This window comes from Serratia sp. YWN4, assembly GCF_055790845.1.
The window spans coordinates 3650453-3662733 of the sequence record NZ_CM147696.1 but is presented as its reverse complement, the minus strand read 5'-3'; the positions used below and the strand labels follow the sequence as shown (position 1 = coordinate 3662733).

Annotated in this window: 13 protein-coding genes; all 13 read left to right on the top strand. The window is 58.2% G+C overall.

Annotation, left to right across the window (positions count from 1 at the left end):
- The first annotated feature begins 250 nt into the window (after positions 1-250).
- A complete protein-coding gene (gene gspC / locus ACX9GT_RS17230) occupies positions 251-1114 on the top strand; it encodes a type II secretion system protein GspC (protein WP_473187916.1) in 864 nt (287 codons plus the stop codon).
- 15 nt (positions 1115-1129) lie between these two features.
- Positions 1130-3097 carry a type II secretion system secretin GspD gene (gene gspD / locus ACX9GT_RS17225; RefSeq protein ID WP_473191621.1) on the top strand — a complete coding sequence of 656 codons (1968 nt, stop codon included), beginning with the start codon at positions 1130-1132 and terminating at the stop codon, positions 3095-3097.
- A complete protein-coding gene (gspE, locus tag ACX9GT_RS17220; protein ID WP_473187915.1) occupies positions 3094-4599 on the top strand; it encodes a type II secretion system ATPase GspE in 1506 nt (501 codons plus the stop codon). The genes gspD and gspE overlap by 4 nt, the downstream gene beginning before the upstream one ends.
- A 1-nt stretch (position 4600) precedes the next feature.
- Entirely contained in the window at positions 4601-5827 is a 1227-nt protein-coding gene (gspF, locus tag ACX9GT_RS17215) for a type II secretion system inner membrane protein GspF (protein WP_473187914.1), read from the top strand.
- 30 nt (positions 5828-5857) lie between these two features.
- Positions 5858-6289, top strand: a complete 432-nt coding sequence (gene gspG / locus ACX9GT_RS17210) for a type II secretion system major pseudopilin GspG (protein WP_459401903.1) — start codon at positions 5858-5860, stop codon at positions 6287-6289.
- 32 nt (positions 6290-6321) lie between these two features.
- The gene (gspH, locus tag ACX9GT_RS17205; protein ID WP_473191620.1) at positions 6322-6840 is read left to right on the top strand and encodes a type II secretion system minor pseudopilin GspH; all 519 of its coding nucleotides are present in this window, start codon (positions 6322-6324) and stop codon (positions 6838-6840) included.
- A complete protein-coding gene (gene gspI / locus ACX9GT_RS17200; RefSeq protein WP_473187913.1) occupies positions 6837-7202 on the top strand; it encodes a type II secretion system minor pseudopilin GspI in 366 nt (121 codons plus the stop codon). The genes gspH and gspI overlap by 4 nt, the downstream gene beginning before the upstream one ends.
- Before the next feature lie 185 nt (positions 7203-7387).
- Positions 7388-7948, top strand: coding sequence for a type II secretion system minor pseudopilin GspJ (gspJ, locus tag ACX9GT_RS17195; RefSeq protein WP_473187912.1), 561 nt, complete (start codon positions 7388-7390; stop codon positions 7946-7948).
- Entirely contained in the window at positions 7945-8931 is a 987-nt protein-coding gene (gene gspK / locus ACX9GT_RS17190) for a type II secretion system minor pseudopilin GspK (protein WP_473187911.1), read from the top strand. Before gspJ ends, gspK begins: the two co-directional genes overlap by 4 nt.
- Positions 8928-10130 (top strand): type II secretion system protein GspL, encoded by a 1203-nt coding sequence (gspL, locus tag ACX9GT_RS17185; protein ID WP_473187910.1) that lies wholly within the window; start codon positions 8928-8930, stop codon positions 10128-10130. The genes gspK and gspL overlap by 4 nt, the downstream gene beginning before the upstream one ends.
- Complete coding sequence (gene gspM, locus ACX9GT_RS17180) at positions 10123-10611, top strand: type II secretion system protein GspM (protein WP_473187909.1); 489 nt, start codon at positions 10123-10125, stop codon at positions 10609-10611. Before gspL ends, gspM begins: the two co-directional genes overlap by 8 nt.
- A complete protein-coding gene (locus ACX9GT_RS17175; protein WP_473187908.1) occupies positions 10601-11344 on the top strand; it encodes a type II secretion system protein N in 744 nt (247 codons plus the stop codon). The genes gspM and ACX9GT_RS17175 overlap by 11 nt, the downstream gene beginning before the upstream one ends.
- 34 nt (positions 11345-11378) lie before the next feature.
- Positions 11379-12221 carry a prepilin peptidase gene (locus ACX9GT_RS17170; protein WP_473187907.1) on the top strand — a complete coding sequence of 281 codons (843 nt, stop codon included), beginning with the start codon at positions 11379-11381 and terminating at the stop codon, positions 12219-12221.
- Positions 12222-12281: the final 60 nt, after the last annotated feature.

Here is a 12281-nt window from a genome sequence, read left to right as displayed (position 1 = left end):
TGCGGGCTAGAAAAGAAAGAAATTACTAGCAAAACAGAAAGATGAATAATCCACTTGGTAAAAATAATTATTTTTTTCGTCATGTGAGTATGTATAAAGTAGTCGGTGCTGAGAGGCTCCACTGATTTCGAAAGCGACGCGGCTACACAAGGTTCTGGTCATAAATAGACATATCCTTGATAGACCGCGTCAATCATAATGATGTGCCACGGGGTTGAGGTTCGTTACTCAGGTAACAGCAAAGGAAAGCATGATTCAATTTTCTGGGATGGTTTTGTCAATCAAAGAGGCAACCTTCAGGTTGCTCACGCCGCGCTGGGTACTGTGCGGCGTTATCCTATTGATTTGCAATCAGCTGGCGATGCTGACCTGGCGTATTGTGTTGCCGTCTGAGCTACCGGCAATCCGTTTAGCCAAGGCCGCTTTGCCGCAAACCCCCTCTGCGGAGAGTGGTAAGGCACCAGCCTATCGATTCAACCTGTTCGGCACCGCAGCACCCTCGTCTTCGGCCGTAGCCACGGCTGCATCGGATTCTTCTCTGCGCAATGCACCGCCGTCGTCGCTCAAAATCAATCTGACCGGTATTGTTGCCAGCCCCACGCCAGCCCGTTCCATCGCCATTATCGCTAAAGACGGCAAGCAATTCAGCCTCGGCGTTGGGGATAACACCCCCGGATACGACGCCAAGATTGCGGCTATTTTTGCCGATCGGGTGGTGATTAGCTATCAGGGGCGCCATGAGTCGTTGCTGATGTTCGGCGAGGCGCCAGCGGCGGCGAAGGCTCAGGGCGAGAAACCTCAGTCAACGTCGCAGCTCAAGGCGCAGTTACAGAAGCAGCCGCAAAACATTCTCAACTACCTGAATATTTCGCCCGTGATGGTGGATAACAAACTGACCGGGTATCGCCTGAACCCTGGCGCGCAGGGGGAGTTGTTCCAACAGGTTGGGCTGCGGGAAAACGATCTGGCCGTGGCGCTCAACGGTATGGATCTGCGTGATCCCCAACAGGCCCAGCAGGCGCTGAATCAGTTGGCAGAACTCAGTGAACTGAATCTTACCGTTGAACGTGACGGTCAATTGCAGGAAATCTATGTTGCTCTTGGAGATAATTAATTGTTTAACAAAGGGATGATCGGGAGCTTACGCATTTTGGTGCTGGCCGCCGCGCTGCTCGGTACAACGTTGGGGTGGAGCGCCGAGTTTTCTGCCAGTTTCAAAGGCACGGATATTCAGGAATTCATTAATACCGTCAGCAAGAACCTGAATAAAACGGTGATTATTGACCCTGCGGTGCGCGGCACTATCACCGTGCGCAGTTACGATATGCTGAACGAAGAACAGTATTACCAGTTCTTCCTCAGCGTGTTGGACGTTTACGGTTTTGCCGTGGTGGATATGCAGAACGGCGTGCTGAAAGTGGTGCGTTCGAAGGATGCCAAAACCGCGGCGGTGCCGGTGGCCAGCGATGCCGAACCGGGGCAGGGTGATGAAGTGGTGACCCGCGTGGTGCCGGTCAATAACGTGGCTGCCAGGGATCTGGCACCGCTGTTGCGCCAGCTTAACGACAATGCCGGGGCGGGCAGCGTGGTGCACTATGAGCCTTCCAACGTGCTGCTGATGACCGGGCGGGCGGCGGTGATCAATCGCCTGATGACGATTGTCGAACGGGTGGACAAAGTGGGGGATCGCAGCGTGGTCACGATGCCGCTCGCCTATGCCTCGGCTGCCGAAGTGGTCAAACTGGTGACCGAACTGACCAAGGATGCCAGCAAGTCGGCAATGCCTAGCCTGATGACCGCCAGCCTAGTGGCCGATGAGCGCACCAACTCGGTGCTGGTCAGCGGTGAACCCAATTCCCGCCAGCGGATTATCGCCATGATTAAACAGCTGGATCGCGAGCAGGCGGTTCAGGGCAATACCAAAGTGATCTACCTGAAATACGCGAAAGCGACCGATCTGGTAGAAGTGCTGACCGGCGTCAGCAGCAGTATTCAGAACGAACAGCAGAATGCCAAACCGGCCGTGGCGCTGCGCAAAGACATCACCATCAAGGCCCACGAACAGACCAATGCCCTGATCCTGACGGGCGCACCGGATGTGATCCGCGATCTGGAAAAGGTGATTGCGCAGTTGGATATCCGCCGTGCGCAGGTGCTGGTAGAAGCGATTATTGCCGAGGTTCAGGACGCCGACGGCCTGAATCTGGGGATCCAGTGGGCCAACAAACACGCCGGGGTGACGCAGTTTACCAACACCGGTCTGCCGATCACCACGGCGATCGCCGGAGTCAATCAATATAACCAGGATGGCACCATCAACAACACCTTGGCCGGTGCGTTGAGCAGCTTCAACGGCATTGCCGCAGGGTTTTATCAGGGCAACTGGGCGATGTTGCTGACCGCGCTCTCCAGCAGCAGCAAGAACGATATTCTGGCGACGCCAAGCATTGTCACGCTGGACAACATGGAAGCCACCTTCAACGTCGGCCAGGAAGTGCCGGTGCTGTCGGGTTCACGCACCACCTCCGGTGATAACATTTTCAACACCGTGGAACGTAAAACCGTCGGTATTAAGCTGAAGGTCAAACCGCAGATTAACGAAGGGGATTCGGTGCTGCTGGAGATCGAACAAGAAGTTTCCAGCGTGGCGGATGCCGCTTCCAGCAGCAGTGCCAACCTGGGGGCCACCTTCAACACCCGCACGGTCAATAACGCCGTGCTGGTGGGCAGTGGGGAAACCGTGGTAGTAGGCGGTTTACTGGATAAAACCGTGCGCGACAGCACCGATAAAGTGCCGCTGCTGGGCGACATTCCGGTATTGGGCTACCTGTTCCGCTCCAACAGCCAGCAGGTTTCCAAACGCAACCTGATGCTGTTTATCCGCCCGTCGATCATCCGCGATCGCGACGAGTACCGCCGTGCGTCATCAGAAAAATACGCGTCGTTTAACAAAGAGCAGGAACAGTTGCGCGGCAAAGAAACCCGCAGCCTGACGTTGAATAACGACGTGCTGAAACTGCCTGCGGATCAAAACGGCACTGCTTTCCGCCAGGTCAATGCGGCGATCAGCGCGTTCTATCAGCGAGGGGCGCAATGATCAATGCCCCGGCGGACGTGGCCGACTTACGCCCTCAGTTGCCTTTTGCCTATGCGCGCGCGCAGCGCATTCTGCTGTTGCGCGATCGGGCTGGCTGTCAGGTGCTCTGCGTGGCGGATACGCCAGCCACCGCGTTGCTGGAGGCGCGCCGGGTGGCGGGGGGCAGCCTGACCGTTAACACCCTGTCGGCAGAAGAGTTTGAGAAACAGCTGGTGATCAGCTATCAGCGCGACTCGGAAGAGGCGCGGCGGATGATGGCTGATATCGGCAATGAAATGGATTTTTATACCCTCGCCGAAGAACTGCCGGACAGCGACGACCTGCTGGATGCAGACGACGACGCGCCGATTATCCGCCTGATCAACGCCATGCTGACCGAGGCGATCAAGGATAAAGCGTCGGATATCCATATCGAAACCTATGAGCGCCATTTGCAGATCCGCTTCCGGGTGGATGGGGTGCTGCGTGAAATTCTGCGCCCGCAGCGGCGCCTGGCGTCGTTGCTGATCTCGCGCATCAAGGTGATGGCAAAGCTGGATATTGCAGAGAAACGTGTTCCGCAAGATGGGCGCATGGCGCTGCGCATCGGCGGCAGAGCTATTGATGTGCGTGTCTCCACGCTGCCTTCTAACTATGGCGAGCGGATCGTGCTGCGCTTGCTGGATAAAAACAGCGTCAGCCTGGATCTGGCTACGCTCGGCATGTCGGCGCACAACCAGCGGCAGATCGATGAACTGATCCAACGCCCGCACGGCATTATTCTGGTCACCGGCCCGACCGGTTCAGGTAAAAGTACCACGCTGTATGCGGCGTTGAGCCGCTTGAACGCCAGCGAACGTAACATCATGACGGTCGAAGATCCGATCGAATATGAACTGGACGGCATCGGCCAGACGCAAGTTAACCCCAAAGTGGATATGACCTTTGCCCGTGGTTTGCGCGCCATCCTGCGTCAAGACCCCGATGTGGTGCTGGTGGGGGAGATCCGCGATGGTGAAACCGCCCAAATCGCGGTGCAGGCATCGTTGACCGGCCACCTGGTGCTCTCCACCCTGCATACCAACAGCGCGCTGGGGGCGCTGTCACGCCTGCAAGATATGGGGATCGAACCCTTCCTGCTGTCGACTTCACTGCTGGCGGTGCTGGCGCAGCGGCTGGTGCGCACGTTATGCCCTGACTGCCGTCAACCCTATGAGGCCGATCTGGAACTGGCCCGGCAGATGGAGATCCCGCCGGGAACCGCCCTGTGGCAAGCGAAAGGGTGTCAGAAATGCGGTTTTACCGGTTATCGCGGGCGCACGGGCATTCATGAACTGCTGTTGATTGACGATCGGGTGCGAACGGCAATTCATCAGGGGGAAAGTGAACTGAGCATTGCCCGTCAGTTGCGTAATGAATATGTGACGTTGCGCGGCGACGGGCGTGAAAAAGTGCTGGCGGGCGAGACCAGTTGGGAAGAGGTGGTTCGCGTCACCGAAAGCCGGGTTCAGGAAGAGGAGTGATATGGCACTGTTCCATTACCAGGCATTAGACGCTGGCGGCAAAAAGCGCCGTGGAGTCCAAGAGGCCGATTCTGCCCGCCACGCGCGCCAACTGTTGCGTGAGCAAGGGTTGGTGCCCGTCAGCCTGGAGGAAGGGCAGGATGAACGCCAGCGGGCGCGCAGCGGCAAGAAGCGTGCGTTGTGGCAGCGTGGCATCAGCAGTGCTGATTTAGCATTGATCACGCGGCAACTGGCAACGCTGGTGGCCGCCTCGCTGCCGCTGGAAGAAGCGCTGGATGCGGTGGCGAAACAGAGCGAAAAGCCGCGCCAGCGCGCCTTGATGGCGGCGGTGCGCACCAAAGTGCTGGAAGGGCATTCGCTGGCAGAAGCGATGGGGGGATATCCTGCCAGTTTTGAGCGCCTGTATTGTGCCATGGTGGCGGCGGGCGAAGCCTCTGGCCACCTGGATCTGGTGCTGAACCGGCTGGCGGATTACACCGAGCAGCGCCAGCAGATGCGCGCCCGTATCCTGCAAGCGATGATTTACCCTTGCGTACTGACGGTGGTCGCCATCAGCGTGATCGCCATCCTGCTTTCCGCCGTGGTGCCGAAGGTGGTAGAGCAGTTTGTGCATATGAAACAGGCGCTGCCGCTGTCTACCCGCGTGTTGATGGGGTTGAGCGACGGCGTGCGCGCCTTTGGCCCCTGGCTGCTGCTGCTGATATTGCTGGGCGTGCTGCTGATGCGTTTGCTGCTGCGCCAGGAGTCACGGCGCGCGGCCTTTCATCGCCAATTACTGCGCCTGCCGGTGATTGGCCGCATTGCCCGCGGCCTGAATACCGCGCGCTATGCCCGCACGCTGAGCATCCTTAATGCCAGTGCGGTGCCGCTGTTGCAGGCGATGCGTATCAGCGGTGAAGTGTTGAGTAATGATTATGCGCGTCGTCAACTGGCCATCGCCACCGAATCGGTGCGTGAAGGGGTGAGCCTGCATCGGGCGCTGGAGCAGACGGCGCTGTTTCCGCCGATGATGCGCCACATGATCGCCAGCGGCGAACGCAGCGGTGAACTGGACAGCATGCTGGAGCGGGCGGCGGACAATCAGGATCGGGAGTTTTCCGCCCAGATGCAGCTGGCCCTGGGGCTGTTTGAGCCTTTGCTGGTGGTGAGCATGGCGGGCGTGGTGCTGTTTATTGTGTTGGCGATCCTGCAACCGATCCTGCAACTGAATAACATGATGAGTATGTAAATGATTAATCTGCAATCAACGGAGAGAAACATGCGGCAACAGCGTCAGCGCGGCTTTACCCTGCTGGAAATTATGGTGGTGATTGTGATCCTGGGCATTCTGGCCAGCCTGGTGGTGCCTAACCTGATGGGGAACAAGGATAAAGCGGATCACCAGAAAGTGGTCAGCGATCTGGTGGCGCTTGAGAGCGCGTTGGACATGTACAAGCTGGATAACAGCCGCTACCCGACCACCGAGCAAGGGTTGCAGGCGCTGGTCAGCAAACCCTCTGCCCAGCCGGAGCCGCGTAACTATCCGAAGGATGGCTATATCCGCCGCCTGCCGCAGGATCCGTGGGGGGCTGATTACCAATTACTGAGCCCTGGGCAGCATGGCCAGCTCGATATTTTCTCTTACGGGCCGGATGGCATGCCGGACACCGAAGATGATATCGGCAACTGGACTATCGGTAACAAGAAGTAGTGCGTCAGCGCGGCTTCACGCTGCTGGAGATGATGTTGGTGGTGCTGCTGATTGGCAGTGCCGCCAGCCTGGTGGTGATGTCATTTCCTGCCGTACAGCAAAATACCCCGAAAGAACAGCTGGCACGTTTTCAGGCCCAGCTGGATTTTGCCTTGGACGACAGCCAGCAAAACGGCCGGTTGCTGGGGATTCAGGTGCGGCCAGACGGCTGGGAGTTCAAGCTGTTGCAGCGGCAACTGCCAGAAAGTAGCGCCTCGGCACCGGGCTCTGATGTCTGGCAGGGGTATTTCTGGCAAACCTGGCAGCCGCGCCGTTCAGCCTTAGGCAGTGAACTGCCGGATGATCTGCGGCTTGAGTTGCAGTTCCCCGGTTTACAGGAGTGGCCGCCTGCAAACGCCGAGGCGGCAGAACCGGATATTTTACTGTTACCGGGTGGTGAAGTGACGCCATTTACTCTGGTGTTCAGGCGTGCGGATAGCGATCTGGAGGCGTGGTTGCGGGTGGACGATGCCGGAGTGATCAGCACCTCAGAACATGAGGCCGCACCGTGAAAGCGCAGCGCGGGATGACTTTGCTGGAAGTGCTGGTGGCGCTGGTGGTGTTTGCTCTGGCGGGTTTGGCGCTGTTGCAAACCACGGCACAGCAGGCGAGCGGCATTGGCCGGATGGAAGAGAAAGTATTAGCGAGTTGGCTGGCGGATAATCAGCAGGTGCAATTGCGCCTGGATAAAGTCTGGCCCGAGAAAAGCTGGAGCGGCAAGACCATCGCCTTTGCCGGTGAGGAGTGGTATCTGCGCTGGCGAGGGGTTGATACCGAAATCAGTCAACTGCGCGCGCTGGATGTTGAAGTTCGGCGCAAAAAAGAAGAGGCGTCGGCCGTGGTTTCCCTGCGCAGCTACGTGGTGCGTGAATGACCCGCCGCGATGCGCAGGGTTTTACCCTGCTGAGGTTGATGACAAAGTCGCCTTCTAGCCCGAGATACCCGGGTCTAGCGCACCGAGGGGCACTCCGACGGCTTACGCCGTTACGACCCCTTCGGCACGCTTCCCCTAATAACCGGCTTTGTCAGCAGTCTGCACAGGGTTTTACCCTGCTGGAAATGTTGCTGGCGTTGGCTATTTTTGCCGCACTGAGCATCAGCGCATTTCAGGTGTTGCAAGGGGTGGTGCGCAATGACGAAATCTCTTTGCACAAGGTCCAGCGCCTGGCAGAACTGCAACGGGCATTTGTGCAGATGGACGGGGATTTCGGCCAGATCGTTCCACGCCACAGCCGGGGGAGTGACAGCCTGCTGTCTGCCGCGCGCTACCAGTTGCAGAGTGACGATTGGGCCGTGTCTTTCATGCGCAATAGCTGGCAGAACCCGTTGGGGATGCTGCCACGATCCGAATTACAGAACGTGGGCTACCGCCTGCGTAATCAACAGTTAGAACGGCTGAGCTATACCCATGCGGATCCGCAGGTGGGAGAAATGCCGGTGGTTAAGGTGTTGCTCAGCGGCGTCAGCGCTTTCCGTCTGCGGTTTTTTGCCAACGGGGCTTGGCAGGATAGCTGGGAGAATACGGCAACGTTACCGCAAGGGATTGAAGTGACGCTGACGGTGACCGGCGTGGGTGAACTGACCCGGCTGTTTTTGATCACCGAAGGGGTCATAGAATGAGGGCGCGGCAGCAAGGCGTTGCGCTACTGGTGGTGTTGCTGATCCTGGCACTGATGGTGACGATCGCCGCCACGATTGCCGAGCGCAACGGGCGGACTTATCTGCGCACCGCGGCGCAGTTGGATCACCAGCAGGCGAAATGGTATGGCCGTGCGGCAGAAGCGCTGGCCAGTAAAATTTTGCAGATGGATACGCTGGATTCGCCAGAGAAAACCCATCTGGCGCAAAACTGGGCGCAAGACGAGCGCCGGTTCCCGGTTGAAGGGGGCCAGTTGCAGGGGCAGATCGTGGATGCGCAGGCCTGCTTTAATCTTAACGCCATTAATCAGGGGGCGTCGGGGCAAGGTGAGCAGCAAGTCACGCCCTATCCCGCCAAGGTTTTCCTCCAGTTGCTGAAAAATCTGGAGGTGGAGCCGCTGCAAGCCGCACAGGTGACCGCCGCTTTACGCGACTGGATCGACAGTGACAGCGAACCGGGCATCGGTGGCGCAGAAGATGAGGTGTATATGGCATTGGCTGTGCCCTACCTGCCCGCCAATCAGCCGATGCAGGACGTCAGCGAATTGCGCACCGTTTCAGGTGTTGATACCGATCTTTATCGACGGCTGCTGCCTTATGTCTGTGCGCTGCCAAAGCAGACGCTGCTGGTGAATATCAATACCCTGCGTGAATCCCAGGCAGCTTTATTGGCGGCATTGTTTCTGACGGAGCTTGATCCGGTTGAGGCAGCGCAATTGCTGCAACAGCGCCCGCGTGAAGGCTGGGGCAGCGTGACGGCATTTTTGGCCCTGCCGCGGTTACAGGATAGCGATACGGCAGCGGTTAAACCGATGTTGACGGTGAAAAGTGATTTTTTTCTGGCCAATTTCAGCGTGCTGATGGGGAATAGCCATTTCAGCCAGCACAGTTTATTGCAGAGAACCGGCAATAATTTTCAGGTGGTACAGCGGAAATACGGATTAAGCATGATGGTGACGCCTTGATAGAGAACATAAAGCGCAGCGGCGAGGCGCGGTTAATCCTGCGTTTGCCCAGTGACGACACGCAACCGGTGCTGTGGCGATTGGCTTCACCGGGCAGCAACCGGCACGGCAGCCTGGCAGCGGGGGCAAGTGATCCTGAACTGGAGCGCTTGCTGGCCACTTATCCGGCCTGGGTGCTGGTGCCAGCGAGCGAATTTGCTTTCCATCAGGTGACGCTGCCGCGCCGTGCCCGGCGCCAGAGTTTGCAAGTGTTGCCGTTTATGCTGGAAGAACAGTTGGCAACCGAGGTTGAGCGCCTGCATTTCGCCATCTTGCAGCAAAGTGGCGATGTTTGTGACGTGGCGGTGGTGGAAAAAAGCGCCATGCGGCAGTGGCTTGCCCGCTGCGAGCAACTGGGTGTTCGCGTACAGGCACTGTTGCCCGACGTGCTGATGTTGCCGTTGGTTGAAGAGGGGTGGAGTGCGGTCTGCCTGAACGATCAATGGTTGTTCCGCCGGGAAGCGCATGCCGGGATGATTGTGGAGTCATCCTGGTTACCTGAATTGCTGGCGGTCTCGGCTCCGTTGGTGATTGAGAGTTACTCAGTTCCACCTGCGCAGACTGCGGGGGTAGCGGAATGGCGGGTGTGGCCAGAACGCGATTTGCTGCAACTGGCGGCAGAAGGCGAGCCGTATCGCGGTGCCGATCTGCGTCAGGGCGAGTTTACCCGCTCCAGCCCCTGGCGTGCCGGATTACGCCCTTGGCGGCCGGTAATGCTGGCGCTGGCAGGTTATCTGCTGTTGCTGGCTGTGGAGGCCGGATGGTCGCATTACCGTCTTTGGCAGCAGGCCGATCATTGGCGGCAGGAAAGCGTGCGGCTCTATCAGCAACTGTTTCCCGCAGAGAAAAACGTGATTAATCCGCGCGTGCAGATGCAGCAACATTTGCAGCAGTTGCAACCCACCGAACAGGCCGGATTAAACGAGCAGATGCGCCAATTGCAGCAACTGCTGACGGAAACTTCAGCGATCCGCCTACAGGCGTTGGCCTATGACGCCAGCCGCAAAGAGCTGAAGGTCGATCTGCATGCGGCTTCTTTCCAGGCGTTGGAGCAGTTCCAGCAGCGCGCCGGGCAGCGCTATCAGGTGCAGCCTGGCGAGGTCAAGCAAAACCCAAATGGCGTAGAGAGCCGCTTGATTCTGGGGATACAGCATGAATGAACTTAAGCGCCGCTGGCAGCAGGTCAGCCCACGGGAGCGCCGGTTGGTAGTAGGCTGTGGCGTATTGATTCTCCTGAGCCTGTGCTACTACGCGTTATGGCTGCCTTGGCAACAACAGGCCGAGCAGTGGCAGCGTACTATCGCCCGCGAAAAAAGTACGGTGGAATGGATGCAGCAGCAGGCACCGCGCCTGCGTGAGCAGGGGGCTCGTCCGGTGCAGGGGGAACCTCTCAGCCTGTCAGCCACGGTAACACGCAGTGCCGCCGCGCAGGGCATGAACATTACCCGCCTACAGCCGCAGGGCGAACGGCTGGCGGTCACGTTGGAACCGAGCGATTTTAACCCGTTGATGCAGTGGCTCACGCAGTTGGAGCAGCAATATCATGTGCGCATCGTGGCGCTTGAGGTAACGGCGCAGGCCAATAAACCGGGGTGGGTGACGATCAACAAACTGACGTTGGAACGCAGCGATGGGCGCTAAAGCGAAAAAAGCCGCGCTGTTGCTGGTGTGCTACCTGCTGTTGTTAGGATGGTATGCACCAGCACAGTTGCTGCGGGCTGTTCTGCCCGCAGATATGCGCGTCGGCAGCTTTTCTGGCTCCTTATGGCAGGGCAGCCTGCACCAGCTCAACTGGCGTAATTTTATGTTGCCAGAGGTGAAGTGGCAATTTACCTGGTCCTCATGGCGGCCAGCACTGCGGCTTGAGCTGCGGGATCCGCAAGGTATTCAAGGCTCGGGCATTTTACGCGGTTGGCTGAGCCTGCAACTGCATGAGTGGCAGCTTTCTGCTCCGGCGGATTTTGTCCAGCAACAGTTGCCACTGTCTTTACCCATCGCCGCACAGGGCAAACTGCAACTGCGCTTGCAGCAGGGGGAGTTCAACCCGCGTGGCTGTACGAGCCTCAACGGCGGCAGCGTTAACTGGCAGAATGCGCAACTGGCATCTCCGCTGGGGGAATTGCTGCTGGCCAACGTGCAGGGCCAATTAAGCTGCGATGGCAAAGGGGCGCTGGCGCTGGTGCTGAAACAGGACTCTTCTCAACTGAGCCTGACGGGGCGCGGCACCCTTGGGTTCGATGGGCGCTACCAGTTCAGCGGCCAACTGCGCAGCGGGCCGGAGTTACCCACGGTGATGAAATCAATGATGGGCCAGCTAGGCAAAGCCGATGCTCAGGGGCAGATCCCCTGGCAGGTTGAGGGCAGGTTGCTTTGACCGGCAAGGATATGGCTGACAACAGGGAGATTCTGTGAATTTGTTATTGGATTTTACCGCTGCTTTCCCCCTTCTTTGGTTGTGCTCTGTGGGGCTGCTGGGGGCGATCGTTGGCAGCTTTCTCAATGTGGTGATTTACCGCCTGCCTGTGATGCTGGAAATACGCTGGCAACGTGAATCTCTGCTGCAACTGGCACAGTCGTTACCTGAATCTGCGCCGCGCTTTAACCTGCTGTTGCCGCGCTCCTGCTGCCCGCATTGTCAGCACCCGGTGGCGGCCAGGGACAATATTCCGCTGCTGAGTTTCCTATGGCTAAGGGGCAAGGCTCGCTGCTGCGGTGAACCTATCTCCTGGCGCTATCCGCTGGTGGAAGTAGCAGCGGCTGGGTTATTTGTGCTGGCTGCGCTGCTCTGGCCGCTGGGCATACCACTGCTGGGGGTTTGGATATTTTTGTCAGTTTTACTGACGTTGGCGGTGATCGATCATCACACGCAACTGCTGCCGGATGTGCTGACGCTGCCGCTGTTGTGGATCGGGCTGTTATTCAATCTGCAAGGGCACTTTGTAGCGCTGGAACAGGCGACGATCGGCGCAATGGCGGGATATCTCTGTTTATGGAGCCTGTTCTGGCTGTTCAAACTGGCTACCGGCAAAGATGCGCTCGGCTACGGTGATTTCAAATTGCTGGCCGCGCTAGGGGCTTGGCTAGGCTGGCAGGCGCTGCCGCAGGTGATTTTAGTGGCTGCGGGGTGCGGGCTGCTGTTTACGCTGGTGCAGCGCATGCTGGCGCGACAGGATCTTAATCAACCGTTAGCCTTCGGCCCTTGGCTCGCTTTGGCGGGTGCCACCAATATGTTGATACCTTTGACTTTTTAAACGATGGGAAGTACCTCTTGTCTGCCGCCTACCTGTGATTCAGGGAAGCGGTTTTTTAAT